Here is an 18,952-nt window from a genome sequence, read left to right as displayed (position 1 = left end):
ATCGACAACTACTGCATAAGGATCGAAGACCATGGCCGAGATCAGTCGCGGCGCCCTGTTCGGAAAGCTCAACAAGCTGGCTTTCCGGGGCATCGAAAGCGCTACCGTATTCTGCAAGCTGCGCGGCAATCCGTACGTGGAGCTGGTCCACTGGATCCACCAGATCCTGCAGCTGCAGGACTCCGACCTGCATCGCATCGTCAAGCAGTTCAACCTCAATCCCTCGAACCTGGCGCGCGACATCACCGACGCGCTGGATCGGCTGCCCCGTGGCTCCTCGTCGATCTCCGATCTTTCCAGCGACGTCGAGGAAGCGGTCGAGCGCGGCTGGGTGTTCGCCACCCTGATGTTCGGCGAGGCGCAAGTGCGCACCGGCTACCTGCTCGTCGGCTGCATGCGTACGCGCAACCTGCGCAACGCGCTGCTGCACATCTCGGCCGAGTTCGACAAGATCAAGCCCGAGGCGTTGCTGGAGAAATTCGCCGAGGTGGTCGCCGGTTCGCCGGAAGACGGGCAGCATGCGAACGACGGTTTCCGCATGGGCGGCGGCAGCGCGCCGGGCGAGGCCAGCGGCGCGATGTCGCCGGCGCAGATGGGCAAGCAGGAGGCGCTGGCGCAGTTCACCATCGACCTCACCGAGCAGGCGCGCAGCGGCAAGATGGACCCGATCGTCGGCCGCGACGACGAAATCCGCCAGCTGGTCGACATCCTCATGCGCCGGCGCCAGAACAACCCGATGCTGGTCGGCGAAGCCGGCGTGGGCAAGACCGCGGTGATCGAGGGCTTCGCCATGCGCATCGCCATCGGCGACGTGCCGCCGCCGCTGAAGGACGTGCAGCTGCGCGTGCTCGACGTGGGCCTGCTGCAGGCCGGCGCCAGCATGAAGGGCGAATTCGAGAACCGCCTGAAGCAGGTGATCGAGGAGGTGCAGTCGTCGACCCGGCCGATCATCCTGTTCATCGACGAGGCGCACACCCTGGTCGGCGCCGGTGGCGCGGCCGGCACCGGCGACGCGGCGAACCTGCTCAAGCCGGCGCTGGCGCGCGGCAACCTGCGCACGATCGGCGCCACCACCTGGGCCGAATACAAGAAACACATCGAGAAGGATCCGGCGCTGACCCGCCGCTTCCAGACCGTGCAGATCGACGAACCCAGCGAGGAGAAGGCGATCCTGATGATGCGCGGCGTCGCCAGCGTGATGGAGAAGCACCACAAGGTGCAGATCCTCGACGAGGCGCTGGAGGCCGCGGTCAAGCTGTCGCATCGCTACATCCCTGCGCGGCAGCTGCCGGACAAGGCGGTGAGCCTGCTCGACACCGCCTGTGCCCGCGTGGCGATCAGCCAGCACGCGGTGCCGGCGGAAGTGGACGACACCCGCAAGCGTATCCAGGCGCTGGAAACCGAACTGGGCATCATCGGCCGCGAGAAGAACGTCGGTGTCGAGGTGGCGGCGCGCGAGGAAGCCGCCAGCGAAAAGCTGGCGGCGCAGAAGGCACGGCTGGAAACGCTGGAGGCGAACTGGGTCACGGAGAAGGAGCTGGTCGAGAAAATTCTCGACATCCGCTCCAGGCTGCGCGGCACCAGCGCGCCGGTCGAAGGGACCGGCAGCTCGCTGGAGGAGTCAGCCAACAAGGAGGCGGCAGCGGAAGGCGTGGCCGCGCTCGAAGGAGCCGACCGCGCCGCGGCGCTGGAAGAGCTGAAGGGGTTGCAGGCGCAACTGGCCGAGCTGCAGGGCGAGCACCCGCTGATCCTGGCGTCGGTGGACCAGCAGGCGGTAGGTTCGGTGGTCTCGGACTGGACCGGCATCCCGGTCGGGCGCATGGTCAAGAGCGAGGTCGAGACCGTGATGAACCTGGCCGCGCTGATGGGCCAGCGCGTCATCGGCCAGGACCACGCGATGGAAATGATCGCCAAGCGCATCCAGACCTCGCGCGCCGGCCTGGTCGATCCGAACAAGCCGATCGGCGTGTTCATGCTCGCCGGCACCTCCGGCGTCGGCAAGACGGAGACCGCGCTGGCACTGGCCGAGGCGCTGTACGGCGGCGAGCAGAACATCATCACCATCAACATGAGCGAGTTCCAGGAGGCGCATACCGTATCCACCCTGAAGGGCGCGCCTCCAGGCTACATCGGCTATGGCGAAGGCGGCGTGCTCACCGAAGCGGTGCGCCGCAAGCCGTACTCCGTGGTGCTGCTGGACGAAGTGGAGAAGGCCCACCCGGACGTCCACGAGATCTTCTTCCAGGTGTTCGACAAGGGCGTGATGGAAGACGGCGAAGGCCGCTCGATTGACTTCAAGAATTGCCTGATCCTGCTCACCACCAATGCCGGCACCGACATGATCGCCGGCCTGTGCAAGGACCCGGACCTGATGCCCGATCACGAGGGCATGGCCAAGGCCTTGCGAGAGCCGCTGCTGAAGATCTTTCCGCCGGCGCTGCTGGGCCGGCTGGTGACGATCCCGTACTACCCGCTCAGCCCGGAGATGCTTGGCAAGATCGTCAAGCTGCAGCTGAACCGCATCAAGAAACGCGTCGAGGCCCGCTACAAGATCCCGTTCGAATACGACGAGAACGTGGTGAAGCTGGTGGTCGAACGCTGCACCGAGACCGAATCAGGCGGCCGCATGATCGACGCGATCCTCACCAACTCGATGCTGCCCGACATCTCGCGCGCGTTCCTGACCAGGATGATGGAGGGGGAGCAGGTGGCGAAGGTGCAGGTGGCGGTGACGAATGGAGAATTTTCGTATGCGTTTGGTTGATTCCAACGGGGCGATAAATGGATCTGCCCCTTGTTTTGGAATCATCTGCAAGTGGCTCTCATGCTGGTATTCCATGTCAGAACAATGTTCCCAAAAGAAGTTGTGAAGACCCGATACCAATGAGGCATTAACAATATCAGGTTCACTTCCTTGATCGATTGGCCCAGGGCGATATATGTGCACACCAGTTTTTACCAAGTCAAGTATCAGCCTGACATGGGTTAATAAGGTAACCGCCAGCGTGGTCACCAAGGCAAGTGTCGTTTTGCGCTCCAACAACATGAGTGGCGGTTCGGGCCCGGATAGCTCGATTAATCCGCCCGGCTGGTACGACGGCACGTGTCCTGCGCATCACAATCGGGGACACCTGGTTGGCAATGCCCTTGGTGGATCCGGCACCGACGCAGACAACCTTGTGACCCTTACCTCAGGCACGAATCATCCGTTCATGTACGAATTCGAAGAGGCCGTAAAAAAATTCGTGCTGGCTCATCCCGGGGTGGATTTTCAGTACGAGGTCGAATGCAACTATGACAAGGCGAGCTATACGGCGCTCGACGGCTATGATATTCCCGGGGCGAGCGGCAATCCCTTTTGCATCTTCCCGGCCCCCGCGTTTCTGGATCTCTCACTTAAGAAGAATCAGACCCTGCAGTCACTGGCGGCGATTGCTGCCTACTTGCCAAATCCACCGGATGACCTTGGCACGATGGCGGCATTGACTTCGCTGCGTATACCGAATGGCGGCTACAAGCTCTATAGCGGGACCTCACATTTTGCGTCGAATTGCGCCTCGGTGAACGATCTGAAGAATAACTCCGACCTGAAAAACAAAGCGAAAAGCTACGCTAAATCGTTAGGCCACATTACATGATTTAGGTTCATCACTTGGTGGTTGCATGAAGCGATTTTCCTGTCGGGTTTTCCTCGTAATGGTCGAACTTGTCATTTCGTCAGCCATGCCGGAACAGAGTTGTTTAATTGATTTAGGCGAGTGCTTTTGGGTGACTGGCTGGTTTGTCGTGTCCCAACCGGGTTCCAATAACCCCAGTGCTCATTGCGATACCAGGCGAACCGAGGAGAACCCCAGCGTGAGTACGTTCACCGTCTACTGTCACGGAACCGGTTTCAACCGGATCAAGGGCTCCTCGTCCGACGAACTGGTGGCCTGGTTTCACAACCACACCGATGGCGCCGAGGCGCAGTTGGCCGGTGCGGCGGTGACGCGCGGTGATTACATGATCAACGAGGGGCCGGGTCACAGCGGCAACGGGGTAGCGCAGCCTCAGCAGATCAACCCGATGACCGGCAATCAGAAGCAGAACCTGTCGCTGGGCAAGACGATCAAGGGTCCGTCCTTTGCCGATCATGCGGTCGGCAACACCGGCGGTCCCAAGGTGGCGGCCAAACTCCGGGGCGTGATCAGCGGGCAGGGTTGGGACGAGAATGTGCTGCGCACTGTCAACCTGATTCAGGACCTGAAGTTCGGGAAAGGGATGCCCATCGACCGGGTCAACATGGTCGGCTGGAGCCGTGGTGCGGTGACCTGCATGCGCATCGCCAACCTGATGTATGAAGTCTTCAGCGACGAGATCAGCTGCAACATTTTCGCCGTTGACCCGGTGGCGGGCGCGGACGCCGGCAAGGAGATGGCGGACACCCAGGTGCTGCACTCCAACGTGGAGCGCTACGTGGGCATTCTGGCCATGCACGAGATGCGCAGCACCTTCAACCCGCAGGACTGGAGCCGCGTTCGCGCTCCGGCGACCACGGCGATCTTCCTGCCGATGCCGGGCGTGCACAACGCGCAGGTGATGGTGAAGACGCCGGCGGACGCGGCCTACATTACGCGCAATCTCGCCTGCGGCCTGCTGCGCGACTGGGGCACGCCGATCAATGCCACGCCCTACGGCCACCTCGGCACGGCACAGGACATGTGCATTGCCTATGCGCGGCTGGTGCTGACTCTTTCCGAGCACAAGTCCTACGAAACCAAGGGCGTGATGGGGCGTTTGATGGGGGGCACCACCAGTCTGCGCAGGCGCGATTTCGCCAAGCACTCGAAGATGGATACTTACACGCGCGGAGGCAAGGAGAGTTACTGGATCAACGAACACCATCGGGCGTGCTTCGCAGCGGCTTTCCCGGATGTCTATGACTGCATCTTCGAAAGCATGGGTTCCGGCGAGATGGCGCTGACGGCACAGTCGCGCTTCTCGACCTTCTTCGGGGTGGTCTCCGCCAGCGCGCCGCTGCGTCATTCCATGGCCCTGAAGGGCTTGCTGGTGGAGGAATCGCCTGCCCGATACATGATCGGTGTGGGTGCGGGTCGCTACAGCAACCAGCTCCGGCGCTTGTGGCCCGATCAATTCCCGCTGCATGCGTGAGCAGAACGGCGGGGCAGCGGCACCAGTTTTTCGGCTCATCGCCTGGTCCGGCTGACCGGCATTTCCGAGCCGCTCCAGTTTTATCCATGTGGTAGTCAGGGCACAGACATCAGGGGAAAAGGCCATGCCATCCAAACCACTAAGCATGGGCGAGTTCAAGGCCATGGGCGAGCTGGCTCGCGCACGCCAGCAACTGGTCGTCAACATGTTCGGCGGTACCAAGCTGAAATTCGGCACCAGCAGCCAGCTGTCCACGGCCAAGCAGGTGCTGTCCACGGGCAAGAAGATCGTCTCGTCGGGCAACAAGCTTGCAAAAGGCGGCAAGACCGCAAGCACGGTGGCAAGCGTGCCGGGCATGAAGGAGGCGGTGCAGGATTTCATCGTCCAATGTGCCGACGTGGACAACATCCACGAGGTGATCGCGGCGATCACCGGCGAAGTGCTGGCGAACCTGGTGCATGAGATCACCCCGATCCTCGGGGTGGTGACCAGCGGGGTGAAGCTGGTCAAGGCTGGCAAGGCCGTGGCCGAGGACGGTTACCATCTGTACAAGAGCGACGACTACAAGGCCGGTTTCCGCCTGGGTGATCCCAGTGCGGCGGCCGAGGCGATCCAGCTCATCATCAAGCGCGATCTCGCCAAACACTCGGTGCAACTGGGGCAGCAGACGCTTGCGACCGGCGCCAAGATCGGCGGGCTTTTCGCGGATTTCGGCACCGCCACCACGGCCGGTATCGGTATCGCCAATTCACTGGCCAGTCTGGGCTTGCTGCTCTACGGACTGGGCCTGGACATCAAGGACATGCGTGCCGGCAACAAGCGGTTGTTGGCGCCCAGTACGCTGAATCTCACGGTGTTCAACGAGTGCCCGATCCTTGGCTGCTACCTGCTGACGTGTGCCGACACGTCGGCGGTGGCCAACATGTTCATCGCCGACATCGGTTTGCCAGGCTGGATGGACAAGGTCGAACTGATGAAGAAGAAACAGATGGATCCCATGCTGAAGATCGCCACCAAGAACATCAGCAGTTCGCGGCTGCAACTGGAGGGGCTGGGCAGCGACAAGGGAACGCATACGAAGAAGGGCTTCTTCGCGGGAATCAAGAGCAAGGCGATGAAGCAGATCGGACTGAGCTGACGTGCTTCCGGCGTCAGGCGGAGATGCCGCGACTGCCGCCTGGTGGCAGACCACTGAACAAACCACCGAGCCGGTGCCTCAGGCTCATCCACAGCAGGAGATCCCATATGCCTCCGGCAGCGAGAATCACCGATATGCATGTCTGCCCGATGGTGACGGGCGTGGTGCCGCACGTGGGTGGCCCGATCCTGCCGCCGGGTGCGGTTACGGTGCTGATCGGCGGCCTGCCGGCTGCGCGAGTCGGCGACATGGCGACTTGCGTGGGGCCGCCCGATGTCATCGCGATGGGCTCGTTCAAGGTGCTCATCAACAAGATGCCTGCGGCACGCATGGGCGATCTGACAGCGCATGGCGGAAGCATCGTGCTGGGTTGTCCCACGGTACTGATCAGCTGAGTGGCGGCGTGAACGCCAGATGGGGACGGCTTCGCGCGACACCGATACCGGCGGCAAGGAGGATGTCAATGAGGGCAGTTGCAAGGCCGATCATGAATGACCTGCGGATACCGGGGTGAGGCGGGTGTCGGCCAGCCGGGCGGGGCGCAAGCACCATGCGGCGGGTGTCGATCATGGCGTGGTCGCCATGCTGCGTCAGGCGGTCGAGGTGCATCGGATCGGGCAACTGGATGCAGCAGAGGGGTTCTACCGCAGGACGCTGCAGATGCAGGCCGGGCAGCCCGATGCATTGCATTTTCTCGGCGTGCTGTGCCATCAGCGCGGGCGCAGCGACGAAGGCATCCGGCTGATCCGCATGGCCCTGCGGGCCACCCCGCTGCATGCCGACGCGCACAACAATCTCGGCAACATCCACAAGGAGACTGGCAGCCTCGCCGAGGCCGAGGCCTGCTATCGCCAGGCGTTGGCGTGCAATGGGCAGCATCACGATGCGCTGAGCAACCTGGCGCTGGTGCTGGAGGCACAGCAGCGCTTCCAGGAAGCCTTCCAGGCCCATGCCGAGCTGCTTGAACGGGCGCCACGACTCAGCCTCGGCCATTACCTGATGGGCATGTACCTGCGCAGGCACGTGAACGAAATCGGGGATCTGGAGCACGCCGTGGCCTGCTTCAGGAATGCGGTCCGCTGCGATGGCAGCAATGTGCGCGCTCTCGACGCACTCGGTGTCACCCTTTACATGCTGGGCCGGCAGGACGAGGCGGTCGGGGCTTATCGTGACTGGCTCGGCCGCGAGCCGGACAACCCCGTGCCACGGCACATGCTCGCCGCTTGCGGCGGCGAAGCGCCGCCGCCGCGGGCAGACGACGCCTATGTGCGCGAGGTGTTCGACCGGTTCGCCGAAAGCTTCGACGAGCAGTTGCTGAAGAACCTGGACTACCGTGCGCCGCAAGTCCTGGTCGACGCATTGATTGGCGTGCTTGGGGTGGCCGAGGGCGCGCTTGATGTGCTCGACGCCGGTTGCGGCACCGGCCTGTGCGGTCCATTGATCAAGCCGCATGCGCGTCGGCTGGAAGGCGTGGACCTGTCCGGCGGGATGCTCGAAAAGGCCCGCCTGCGCGGCGGCTACGATGAGCTCGTGGCCGCCGAGCTGACCGCGTACCTGCAGGATCATCCGGAAACCTGGGACGTCGTGTTGTCCGCCGATACACTGGTCTACTTTGGCGACCTGGTGGAGGTGCTTGCGGCGACCCACGCGGCGCTGCGGGCTGGCGGCCGGGTGGCCTTCACGCTGGAGGCGATGGATGCCGACGAGGATCGTTGCGAACTGTCTTCCAGCGGCCGCTATCGGCATGCGCGCCGCTATGTCGAACGCGTGCTGGATACGGCCGGTTTCGTGGAAGTGAGCATTGCCGCGTCTGCACTGCGCAAGGAAGTGGGCAAGCCGGTGGCCGGCTGGGTGGTGCTGGCACGCAAGGGCCAGTCCGGGGGCGGATAGGCATGGGGCGGGGCCCGGATCGCACGGCGTGCGGAGCGCGTCGAGGCCATGGAGACAATGGGCGCCGGCATTGGGGGAGCGAGTGCTGCCGTGACAGCAGGCACCGCGCTTCGAAGGACCTCCCGCGCGAGGCGTGAGTATGATAAACAGGCGGGATTGCGAGAGCGCTTTCGCGGGCTCGCTGGGGGAGATCGAAAATGACGCATCGGATGACACTGAAGTCAGACCTCGGTGACAAATTGCTGCCTGCGAGCCTGTCGGGCAGCGAGCAGTTGGGGAAGCTTTTTTCCTACCAGTTGAAACTGCTCAGCAAAGACAGCGAAGTCAAACTGCTTCCGCTGCTCGGCAGTTCGATGACGGTGGCGTTCGAGTCGGACGGCTACAAGCGCCACTTCAACGGCATGGTCTCGGAAATTTCCCAGACCGGATTCGAAAGCTACAAGGAAGAACGCTACGCCGAGTACGCGGTGACGCTGGTGCCCAAGGCATGGCTGCTGCTGCACAAGGTGGATTGCCGCATCTACCTCAAGATGTCGGTGCCCGACATCGTCAAGACCGTGCTGTCCGAAATCGGCTATGGCGACGTCAAGCTGAGCCTCAGCGCAAACTATTCGCCGCGCGAATACTGCGTGCAGTATCGCGAGGATTACTTCAACTTCATCAGTCGCCTGATGGAGCAGGAAGGCATCTATTACTTCTTCCAGCACACCGACGGCGTGCACACCATGGTGCTGGCGGATTCGCTGGGCGCGCACGCTACCACCGGGGGGTATGAGGAACTGCCGTACCGGCCGCAGTCGGCGGACGCCCGCGCGGCGCTGGAAGTCTCGATCACCGATTTTTCGTCGGCGCGCTCGGTGCAGACGACCAAGTATTCGCTGACCGACTACGACCCGCTGAAGCCGAAGACCTCGCTGCTGGGGACTGAGGCGATCAGCAATGCCGATGACAACCATCCGGTGCCCGGCCTCGAGTCGTTTGATTTTCCCGGGGACCACGAGACCAGTGACGCCGGCAAGCACTACGCGCAGGTTCGCCTCGAGGCGATCAACGTGCCCCAGTCGCAGTGCTCGGGTTCGACCAATGCCCCGGGCGTGCTGACCGGCGCGCTGTTCAAGCTGACGAAATTCCCGCGCGCCGAACTGAACCAGGAGTACCTGGTCACCGGCTCTACCGTGCACATCGAGAATGCCGCGCTCATCTCCGGGCAGCAGGGCGGCGAGTTGTTCTTCTGCAACTTTTCGGCGATCCGGAGCCGACAGCCGTTCCGCACCATGCCGACCGCGGTGAAACCGATGATCGTGGGCCTGCAGACGGCCGTGGTGGCCGGCAGCGACACGGCCGAAGACATCGCGGTGGACAAGTACGGGCGCATCCAGGTGACGTTCCACTGGAACAAGCCGGACAAGAAGAACGCGCACATTTCCTGCCCAGTCAGGGTGGCCTCGTCATGGGCCGGCAAGAACTGGGGCGCGGTGCACATCCCCCGGGTCGGCCAGGAAGTGGTGATCAGCTTTCTCGAGGGCGACCCGGACCGGCCGCTGGTCATCGGCAGTGTCTACAACGCCGACAACATGCCGCCGTACGCGCTGCCCGACAACAAGACGCAGAGCGGCATCAAGAGCCGCAGCCACGAAGGTGGCGCCGAAGCGGATTTCAACGAAATCCGTTTCGAGGACAAGAAGGGCAGCGAGGAGCTGTTCCTGCATGCGCAGAAGGACATGCGCGAGGAAGTGGAGAACGATCACTTCGTCGCCATCGATCACGACGAGACGATAACGATCAAGAACGACCAGGTCGAGAACATCAAGCACGATCGCAAATTGACCGTGGACAACGACGATACCGAGGTGATCAAGCACGACCGCAAGGTCACCGTGAGCAACGACGACAAGCTCGATGTCTCGCAGAACGGCACCACCACGATAGGTCAGAAATTCAAGCTCAGTGCGGGCAGCGAGATCGAACTGGTCACTGGCGCGTCGAGCATCGTCATGAAGAGCTCGGGCGACATCGAGATCAAGGGCGTCAACATCAAGATCACCGGCAACGCGACGGTGGCCGTCAAGGCGAACGCGACCATGGATTTGACCTCCGGTGCACCGATGAAGGTGCACTCCGATTCGACGGCAGAATTGTCTTCCAGCGGGATGACGACCGTGAAAGGGACGATGCTGATGCTCAAGGGTGAGGCCATGGCGCAGATGTCCGCCGGCATCATCATGATCGGATAACCGGGAGGACACGCCATGTCACCAGTCATGCAGGCATCACTCCAGATGGAATTGTCCGGGCCGGCCAGCGCCTTGCTCCAGGCCGACATGACTGCACAGGTCGCGGTGCAAACCCTGATCGGTGCCGGTCACGTGCAGGACGCGCTGAAGCTGCTCGCCCGCCTTTTGCCGAAACGGTATGCGGTTGCCTGGCTGTGCCAGTGCGCGCGCGATCAGAAGCTCGATCCCGAGGACCGTGCCGGCGCGTCGCTGGCGGAGAAGTGGGTGCGCGAACCGAACGAAAGCAACCGTCGCGCGGCCTTTGAATTCGCCAATGCCGGCGGCTACAAGTCGGCCGGTGCCTGGGTGGCTGCCGCGGCCGGGTGGTCCGGTGGCAGTCTGGCGCCGGCCACGCAGGAGGCTCCGGTTCCACCGGCGGATCACCTGACCGCCTGCGCCGTGGTCGCCGCGATCAACATGCTGGCGGCGCTGGTCGTGGAGAACTTCGAAGCCCGGCGTGCCGGTTTCATCGAGCCGGCGATGAGCCTGCTCGGTGCAGGCGCCGCCGCTCCAAGCGGGGGCTGACTTGTGGCATGCCGATACGCAGCTTGCCCGATCACTGGAGGGGCGATAGGATTGCGAGCGCTGGTTCCATCGTGTCCGGGTCATCTTTTTTCAGCTTGCCGCGATGTTCTTTCGGTGCGCGGTTCGGCGGATCTGACGCTTGAACGTCATTGATCGACCGCGGCTCGGGCGCTGGGACCGATTTCGTTGCGCGAGCGCACGCGATTCATCCATCGCTGCTCTCGTTGGATTGATTCCAGGGGAAATACGAGTGAACCCATGTCGCAGACCCTGACTCTCGCGGTCGCCGGCCGTCAGGCTGCGCAATTCGGCAGCCGCAGCCGCAGGACCTTCGAGGCCACCGGCGGCAGCATCGGTCGCTCCGAGGACTGTGACTGGGTCTTGAGTGCCTCCGGCGTGTCCCGCGTCCACGCGATGATCCGCTACCTCAATGGAATCTATTTCATCGAGGATCGCAGTACCAATGGCATGCTGCTGAACGATGCACCCCTGATCAAAGGCGATCCGTCCGCGCTGAAAGACGGTGACCGGCTGCTGATCGATACCTTCGAAGTGGAAGTCCGCCTGGAGGACGCCGCCAAGGTTGCAGCAGTGGCCGCCAATCCGCCGGAGCCGATGCTCGCGTCGGCCGCTGCGCCGTCCGTAGCGGGCGACCCATTGGACTTCGGCTTGCTCGGTCCCGCACCCCTCGGCGCATCCCCGCTGCCGGCACCGGCCACCCCGATGGACGCCAGCCTTATCCCCGGCGCGATCGGCAGTGCTTCGACGAGCGCGCTTGACCCGCTCAGTTTCCTGGGGGCAGCCGATGGCTCATCCGGATTGCTGTCCGGTTCCACCACGGGCAACGCCGGTGCGGGCTGGAACCACTCGGCCAGCACCGAAGATTATTTCCATCCGCCCAAGACGAACGAGCAGCGGCAAACCCAGGCGCTCCCGGAGAACTGGGACCTGACCATGGGCGATTTCGCGCCGCCACCGGCGGCGTCGGTCGCAAAGGCCTCACCGCCGCCCGTGACTGCGGCACCGCCTTTGCGTGCTCCGCCGGCAACAGTCGCGGAGACGACCGGTTCCAGCACGCTGCCGGCGGATGTCGATCAGATATTCCGGATCGTCGTCGACGGCGTGATGGATGTTCTGCGCGCGCGCGCCGAGATCAAGAACACGTTTCGGCTGCCGGTCACGATCATCCAGCGCTCCGAAAACAATCCGCTGAAATTCGCTCCGACGCCGGATGAGGCATTGCAGAAAATCATGGCGCCCTCCAATGGCGCGTTCATGTCCGGCACGGCCGCGTTCGAAGATGCCTTCGACGATATTCGTTGCCATCAGATGGCCATGCTCGCCGGCGTGCGCGCCGCGTTCGAATCGCTGCTGGCGCATTTCAACCCCGATCGCTTCGAGCAGGAAGCGGACGGTACGGCGAAGCGGTCGGCATTCGCAGGCAAGGGCAAGTACTGGGACAAGTATCGGGAGAACTTCGAGGGGCTGTCGCGGGATCCCGACGAGTGTTTTCGTCGCCTTTTCGGTGACGAATTCGCACGCGCCTACGAAGAGCAGTTGTCACGCCTGAAATCGGCGCGGAGAATGCAGCAGTCTGCACGTCGCTAGAGGACGGTGTGCGGATCTGGGGGGCGTGAAAGAAGCGTACAGGGGTGCGTCGGCGAGCAGCAGCCGTCGATGCAGAAAAACCGGCAGCGCAGCCGGCGGGGAAATCTCACGGGGTGGGCGCGACGCATGGCGGATAACAACAAAGTCGTCTGGAGCGAAGGACTGTTCCTTCGACCCCAGCACCTGCAGCAACAGGAGCGTTACCTCGAGCGCTTCGTCGAACTGCGCGCCGGCAGCTTGCGTCCGTACACCTGGGGCTTTTCGGAACTGGAGCTGGAGGCCGATCTGCTGGCCATCGGCAAGCTCGGCATCAAACGCGCTCGCGGCGTGTTCCCGGACGGCACGCCGTTCTCGATGCCCAACGATGACCCGCTGCCGTTGGCGCTGGACGTCGACGGCGCATGGCGTGACCAGACCGTTTTCCTGACCCTGCCATTGCGGTCGCCGGCGCAACCGGACAGCGGCCGACCCGGGGCCTCCGCGGAGAAGCTGTTTCGCTTCCGGGTGCGCGAAACCGAAGTGCGCGACGCCTCCGGCAGCGTCGATGGCCTGACGCCGCTGGAAGTCGGCGGCATGGACAGTCGGCTGCTGCCGCAGTCGCAACCGATGGAAGGCCTGGCGCAGATTCCGGTGGCGCGTATCGTCGAGTGCCGCTCCGACCGGCGGGTGATCCTCGAAGATGCCTTCATGCCGACTGCGCTCAGTTGTCAGGCGGCGCCGCGGCTGACCACGTTCCTCAACGAACTGCTCGGGCTGTTGCATCAACGTGGCGAGGCGTTGGCCAGCCGCGTTGCCGTGACCGACCGTGGCGGAGCCGCCGAGATTGCCGATTTCCTGCTCTTGCAGGTGGTCAACCGCTATCAGCCACTTATCGCGCATCTGGCTGCGGCTCCCGTGCTGCACCCGGAGGACTTCTATCGCGTGCTGGCAGGGATGGCCGGCGAACTGTCGACGTTTACCGCGTCTGGCAAGCGACCACCGGCGTTCCCGCCGTATCGGCACGAGGCGTTGCGGGAAACCTTCGAGCCGTTGATCGTCGCCTTGCGCAACAGCCTCAGCGCGGTGATGGAGCAGACGGCGATCCCGATCCCGCTGCAGCAGCGCAAGTTCGGCGTCTGGGTCGCGGTGATCCCGGATCTGAGCCTGATCGATACGGCCGCCTTCGTACTCGCGGCCAAGGCCGACCTGAAGTCCGAGGATTTGCGCCGACAGCTGCCGGCGCAGTCAAAAATCGGCCCGGTCGAGAAGATCCGCGACCTGGTGAACCTGCAACTGCCCGGTATACCGGTGGCACCGATGCCGGTGGCGCCGAGGCAGATTCCGTACAACTCCGGCTATCTGTATTTCGAGTTCGACAAGAATTCGTCGATGTGGCGGGAGCTCAAGACATCGGGCGGCATCGCCTTCCATTTCGGTGGCGAGTTCGCCGGTCTTGACCTGCAACTGTGGGCGATCAGGGGTTGAGCATGAGTACGAACGGTCCAGGCGACGACGACTCGCTGCATGATGCCACCGTGGTTCGTCCGCGCACGCCGACGCCGCCGGCGGCTTCGTCTCCGCCAGTGGCGGCAACTCCCGCGCCAAGGCCGACGGCATCGCCACGAGGCGCCGCGTCGCGCGTCGATGCGGCACCGCCGGCGGCGATCAGTGATTTCCTCGGTGGCGGTTTGAATGCGTTGGTGCAAGCCGCCAGCCCCTTGCTGTTGCTCGCCGTGCAACTGCGCAACAGCGCGTCACAGCCCGATGCCGCACGCCTGCGCGAGCAGGTGATTGCGCAGGTGCGGCAATTCGAGAGCAATGCGCAGGCGGCTGGCCTGGCGACGCAGACGATCACCGCGGCGCGCTATGTACTGTGCGCGACGCTGGACGAGTCGGTGATGAACACGCCATGGGGCCAGCAGAGCGGTTGGGCTGCCAAGACCCTGCTGGTGACCTTTCATGGCGAATCCTACGGCGGCGAGAAATTCTTCATCATCCTCGATCGGCTTTGCGCGGACTTCCCGCGCCATATCGACCTGATCGAACTGATGTACATCTGCCTGACGCTGGGTTTCGGCGGCCGCTACCAGATCGAGGCGGACGGGCGGGCGAAGCTGGCCGACATCCAGGAAGACCTCTATCGACGGATCAAGGCGCAGCGTCCGCCGGCGGAAGACGAATTGGCACCGCACTGGAAAGGCATCGAGGATCGGCGCAATCCGCTGGTCCGCTACATCCCGCTTTGGGTGATCGTGGCCGCTGGCGCCTGTTTGTTGCTGGGGGCGTTCGTGTATTTCTATACCCGGTTGAACGAGCTCTCGTCGCCGATCAGCGCGCAGGTCGCGCAGATCGGGTTGAAAAGCGCCGTGCCGCCGGATGAAGCCCGGCTGCGGCAGGCGCAGCCCAAGGTCGTGCACAAGAGCCTGAAGCAGCTCCTGGCACCCCAGGAGCAGGCGGGCGCGTTGACGGTGGATGAAAAACCGGACGGATCGGCACTCGTGCGACTCAATGCGGCGGCCATGTTCGGTTCCGGCGGCACCGAGGTGGCGGCGAAGCAGATTCCGATGCTGCATCAGATCACCGCGGCGCTGAACCAGGTGCCCGGACGGGTGATCGTGGTGGGTCACACCGACGACCAGCCGGTGCACTCGCTGAAGTTCAAGGACAACTTCGCGCTGTCGGCGGAGCGCGCCCGCTCGGTGCTGCGGATATTGAGCCAGGGCCTCGACAACCCCGGACGGCTGGAATCCAGCGGAGCGGGCTCCTCGCAGCCGATCGCGCTGCCGCCGGACCTGCCGGCCAATCGCGCGCGCAACCGGCGCGTCGAAATCCTTTACAGCCCGGAGGACTGAACATCGTGGGCAAGCTTCTTGCGCTGTTCAAATCCCGCCTGTTCATCACCCTCGTCGGCCTGTTGCTGCTGTCGCTGCTGATCTGGTTCGGTGGTCCCTATCTCGGCTTCGGTGAATCGCAACCGCTGACCAGCCCGGTCGTGCGGCTGCTGGTGATCATCGTGATCGTGGTGATCTGGGCGATCTGGCTGCAGGTCGCGCAGATGCGCGTGCGGAGCAAGACCAAACAGATGGCCAGCGACCTGAGCGAGCAGGGCGCACCGGCCGGTGTCGGCGAACGCGACGAGCGCTCCGCCAACGAACGCGCGCAGTTGCAGGGGCGCTTCCAGGAAGCTGTTGAAACCCTGCGCAAGAACCGCAGCGGCGGAACCAACCTGTACGCGCTGCCGTGGTATGTCGTGATCGGCCCGCCAGGTTCCGGCAAGAGCACGCTGCTGCAGAACTCCGGCCTCAACTTCCCGTTGTCGAGCAAGTTCGGCAAGGATGCGATCCGCGGCGTCGGTGGCACCCGCAACTGCGACTGGTGGTTCACCGACGAGGCCGTGTTCCTCGACACCGCGGGCCGCTACACCACGCAGGATTCGGATCGCGGTGCCGATGCTTCGGCGTGGGAGGAATTTCTCACCCTGCTGCGCAAGTACCGCAAGCGTCGGCCGATCAATGGCGTGATCGTGGCGATGAGCCTGTCGGATCTGCTGACCCTGGACGCAAACGGGCGCCAGCAGCATATCCTCGCGATCCGCCAGCGGCTGGACGAGCTTACCCGGCATTTGCGCATCGGTGTGCCGGCCTACCTGGTGTTCACCAAATGCGACCTCGTCGCCGGCTTCACCGAATTCTTCGACGACCTCAATCCGGAGTTGCGCAGCCAGGTCTGGGGTGCGTCCTTCCCGGTCGCGAACACCATGGATGGCACCGCCGCCAAGCAGTTCATCGATGAGTTCAACCTGCTGCTGGACCGGCTAAACACGCGCATGCTCGATCGGCTGCACGGCGAGCGCGATCGTGCCCGCCGCGCAGCCATCCTGTCCTTTCCGCAACAGCTCGGTGCCTTGCGCGAAATCACCCGGCAATTCGTCGAAGGCGTATTCACCGGGCACCAGTACGATGCAGCGCTGTTGCTGCGCGGTGCCTACTTCACCTCGGGTACGCAGGAAGGCACGCCGATCGACCGCATGATGGGTGCGGTGGCGCGCACGTTCGGTCTGGATGCCTCGCGCCTGCATGTGCCGGGGGCGCAGAGCCGCACCTTCTTCGTCGAGCGCCTGCTCAAGGACGTGCTGTTCAGGGAGTCGGGGTTTGCCGGCACCAATCCGAAACTGGAGCGCCAGAAAGTCCTGCTTCAGGCGGCGTCCTACCTCGGTGTGCTGCTGGTCTGCGCACTGCTGATTTTCGGCCTGGCCAGCAGCTTTCGGCGCAACAGCAGCTACCTGGCCCAGGTGGGCGCGGCGTTGCAGAAATACCCGGCCGCGAGCGACATGTCGCTCGCACCCAACCAGCAGGCTTACTTTGCCTTGGTGCTGGAACGGCTGGAATCGCTCTCGGCTGCGGTGGATGTCGCCGACCAGCACAAGAATGACGTGCCCTTGTCGATGCGTTTCGGGCTTTACCAGGGCAACGCGGTCGGCGGCGAAGTGGGCGATGCATATTTCCGCGAGCTCAATGCGATCCTGTTGCCGGGAGTGGCTTCGCAGTTTCGTGCCGGCCTTACGGCGAACGCCGGCGACCCGCAGATGCTGTACTACTACCTCAAGGGCTACCTGATGCTGGGTGAGCCGGCGCATCTCGATCACGACGCCGTCGTGGCGCTGGCGAACATCGAGTGGCGCCGCCTGTACCCGAGCGATCCGATCCTGCAGAAGGCGCTGACCCGGCACTTCGATGCCCTGGTTTCGCACGAGGGCCGCCTGCGCGCATTGCATCTGGACGACAGTCTTGTCGAGCAGGCGCGCAACACCTTGCGCACGGCGGATCTGGCGACACTGATCTACGGCAACATCAAGCTGACCGCCGACAACGGGGCGTATCCACCGCTGCGCCTGGACAAGGAACTGGGCCTGCTCGGCAATGTGTACCGACGCAAGAGTGGCGCGGCGTTGTCCGATCCGTTGCCCGCGCTGTTCACCCAGCCGGCGTTCAAGAACGAGGTCGACAAGGGCATCGAACAGGCGGTGACGCAGTTCGCCTCGGACGACTGGGTATTTGGTGCCAACAAGATCGACTCGTTGCAGAAGGCTCGCCTGGCACAACAGGTGTTGGCGCTCTACGAGCAGGACTACATCAAGGCCTGGGACGGCATCCTGGCCGATCTGGAGTTGCAGCCGATCAGCAGCATCCAGGATGCCAGCACCATCGCGGCGAAGCTCGCCGGCCCCAACTCGCCGATGAAACTTCTGCTCAAGGTGGTGCGCGACAACACCAACGACCTGATGCGCGCGCCGCCGGCGGATGCGTCGGACAAGGCCGAAGACGTGGCCAGGAAGCTGGCGCAGAAGAAGGCCACGCAGTCGGCCCTGGCCAAGGCGCTGGCGCAGGCGGGGGCTGGCGCTCCAGCCGACGGCGCTGCCAGCGAAAAGCCCGGGCAGGTGATCAGCGATCACTTCGAGCAAATCAACAAGCTCAGCGAAGGCGCCCCGGGAACGGCGCCGATCGACCAGACCCTGACAGTACTCGACCAGCTCAGCAAGACCCTGTTGACCATGGGCGATTTCAGTTCCGCAGCGGGCCAGCCCAATCCGCAATTGCTGATGGCGCAGCAGGCGGCGACGCAACTGCCGCCACCGGCCTCCGGCTGGTTTGCCGCACTCACTGGCAAAAGCGAAGCGCTGGTGGCCAGCGGCACCAAGGGCGCGCTCGACGACCAGTTCCAGCAGGCGGTCGCCAAGGACTGCGCCGACTTCACCCGCGGTCGCTATCCGTTTTCGCCATCCAGCAACAACGATATCCCGCTGCAGAATTTCGGCGAAATGTTCGGCTACGGTGGCCGCTTCGACAACTTCTACACGCAGACCGTCGGCAAGCTGGTCGATGCCAGCGGCAGGACCTGGCGCTGGAAGACCGGTCCCGGTGCGGTCAGTGGTTCGGCCGGAATGCTGGCGCAGATGCAGGGCGCCGACCGGATCAAGCAGATGTTCTTCCGCAGCGGCAACATGCCCGAGGTCGATTTCACCCTGCTCACGCCGGTGCTGGATGCCGGCATCGGCAAGCTGGTGATCGATGTGGACGGCCAGAAGTACGAATATCAGCCGGGCGGGGCGGCGAACGTCGCCATGAAGTGGCCGGGTCCGACGCCCGGGCGCGTTTCGATCTCCGCCTACGATCCCGCCGGCACGCTGCTGACCACGTTCGACTACCGCGGCGACTGGGCGTTCTTTCGTGCGCTCCAGGCGGCGCATCTGCAAAAGGAATCCGATCTGCGTTTCGTCGCCAGCTTCAATTTCGGTGGGCACGTGGCGAAGGTGACGATCCAGGCCAACAATCTCAGAAACCCGTTCCTGAGCAACGCCTTGTCAAGCTTCCGGTGCGGGGGATAGACG

The 18,952-nt window shown here is 63.7% G+C and carries 12 protein-coding genes; all 12 read left to right on the top strand.

Annotation, left to right across the window (positions count from 1 at the left end; genetic code table 11):
• Nucleotides 1-31: 31 nt before the first annotated feature.
• The 12 genes from tssH (at nt 32) to tssM (ending at nt 18,949) form a co-directional block, all read left to right on the top strand.
• A complete protein-coding gene (gene tssH / locus CIW53_RS06300) occupies nt 32-2,764 on the top strand; it encodes a type VI secretion system ATPase TssH (RefSeq protein WP_149363832.1) in 2,733 nt (910 codons plus the stop codon).
• A gap of 241 nt (nt 2,765-3,005) precedes the next feature.
• Nucleotides 3,006-3,638, top strand: a complete 633-nt coding sequence (locus CIW53_RS06295; protein WP_197736629.1) for a DNA/RNA non-specific endonuclease — start codon at nt 3,006-3,008, stop codon at nt 3,636-3,638.
• Nucleotides 3,639-3,663: 25 nt separating this feature from the next.
• The gene (locus CIW53_RS06290; protein WP_149363830.1) at nt 3,664-5,151 is read left to right on the top strand and encodes a hypothetical protein; all 1,488 of its coding nucleotides are present in this window, start codon (nt 3,664-3,666) and stop codon (nt 5,149-5,151) included.
• Nucleotides 5,152-5,275: 124 nt separating this feature from the next.
• Nucleotides 5,276-6,289: a hypothetical protein gene (locus tag CIW53_RS06285; RefSeq protein WP_149363829.1), complete on the top strand. Its 1,014-nt coding sequence runs from the start codon at nt 5,276-5,278 to the stop codon at nt 6,287-6,289.
• Between the two features lie 107 nt (nt 6,290-6,396).
• Nucleotides 6,397-6,684, top strand: coding sequence for a PAAR domain-containing protein (locus CIW53_RS06280; RefSeq protein ID WP_149363828.1), 288 nt, complete (start codon nt 6,397-6,399; stop codon nt 6,682-6,684).
• 124 nt (nt 6,685-6,808) lie between these two features.
• Nucleotides 6,809-8,179 (top strand): tetratricopeptide repeat protein, encoded by a 1,371-nt coding sequence (locus CIW53_RS06275; protein WP_343192168.1) that lies wholly within the window; start codon nt 6,809-6,811, stop codon nt 8,177-8,179.
• Nucleotides 8,180-8,376: 197 nt separating this feature from the next.
• Entirely contained in the window at nt 8,377-10,413 is a 2,037-nt protein-coding gene (tssI, locus tag CIW53_RS06270; RefSeq protein ID WP_149363827.1) for a type VI secretion system tip protein TssI/VgrG, read from the top strand.
• Between the two features lie 15 nt (nt 10,414-10,428).
• A complete protein-coding gene (locus tag CIW53_RS06265; protein WP_149363826.1) occupies nt 10,429-10,977 on the top strand; it encodes a hypothetical protein in 549 nt (182 codons plus the stop codon).
• Nucleotides 10,978-11,235: 258 nt separating this feature from the next.
• Entirely contained in the window at nt 11,236-12,585 is a 1,350-nt protein-coding gene (tagH, locus tag CIW53_RS06260; RefSeq protein ID WP_149363825.1) for a type VI secretion system-associated FHA domain protein TagH, read from the top strand.
• A 126-nt stretch (nt 12,586-12,711) separates the two neighbouring features.
• A complete protein-coding gene (tssK, locus tag CIW53_RS06255) occupies nt 12,712-14,049 on the top strand; it encodes a type VI secretion system baseplate subunit TssK (protein WP_149363824.1) in 1,338 nt (445 codons plus the stop codon).
• A gap of 2 nt (nt 14,050-14,051) precedes the next feature.
• Nucleotides 14,052-15,416: a type IVB secretion system protein IcmH/DotU gene (gene icmH / locus CIW53_RS06250; RefSeq protein WP_149363823.1), complete on the top strand. Its 1,365-nt coding sequence runs from the start codon at nt 14,052-14,054 to the stop codon at nt 15,414-15,416.
• A 5-nt stretch (nt 15,417-15,421) separates the two neighbouring features.
• Complete coding sequence (gene tssM, locus CIW53_RS06245; protein ID WP_149363822.1) at nt 15,422-18,949, top strand: type VI secretion system membrane subunit TssM; 3,528 nt, start codon at nt 15,422-15,424, stop codon at nt 18,947-18,949.
• Nucleotides 18,950-18,952 lie beyond the last annotated feature (3 nt).

Source organism: Rhodanobacter sp. T12-5 (assembly GCF_008329435.1).
Classification (GTDB): Bacteria; Pseudomonadota; Gammaproteobacteria; order Xanthomonadales; family Rhodanobacteraceae; genus Rhodanobacter.
Note: the sequence above shows the minus strand (reverse complement) of the source record. Positions and strands in the feature narration are given on the sequence as shown.

Bases quoted from the DNA above. Each gene is read 5' to 3' on its own strand.
- tssH (WP_149363832.1), top strand. From the start codon at position 32: ATGGCCGAGATCAGTCGCGGCGCCCTGTTCGGAAAGCTCAACAAGCTG.
- CIW53_RS06290 (WP_149363830.1), top strand. From the start codon at position 3,664: ATGAAGCGATTTTCCTGTCGGGTTTTCCTCGTAATGGTCGAACTTGTC.
- CIW53_RS06285 (WP_149363829.1), top strand. From the start codon at position 5,276: ATGCCATCCAAACCACTAAGCATGGGCGAGTTCAAGGCCATGGGCGAG.
- CIW53_RS06280 (WP_149363828.1), top strand. From the start codon at position 6,397: ATGCCTCCGGCAGCGAGAATCACCGATATGCATGTCTGCCCGATGGTG.
- tssI (WP_149363827.1), top strand. From the start codon at position 8,377: ATGACGCATCGGATGACACTGAAGTCAGACCTCGGTGACAAATTGCTG.
- CIW53_RS06265 (WP_149363826.1), top strand. From the start codon at position 10,429: ATGTCACCAGTCATGCAGGCATCACTCCAGATGGAATTGTCCGGGCCG.
- tagH (WP_149363825.1), top strand. From the start codon at position 11,236: ATGTCGCAGACCCTGACTCTCGCGGTCGCCGGCCGTCAGGCTGCGCAA.
- tssK (WP_149363824.1), top strand. From the start codon at position 12,712: ATGGCGGATAACAACAAAGTCGTCTGGAGCGAAGGACTGTTCCTTCGA.
- icmH (WP_149363823.1), top strand. From the start codon at position 14,052: ATGAGTACGAACGGTCCAGGCGACGACGACTCGCTGCATGATGCCACC.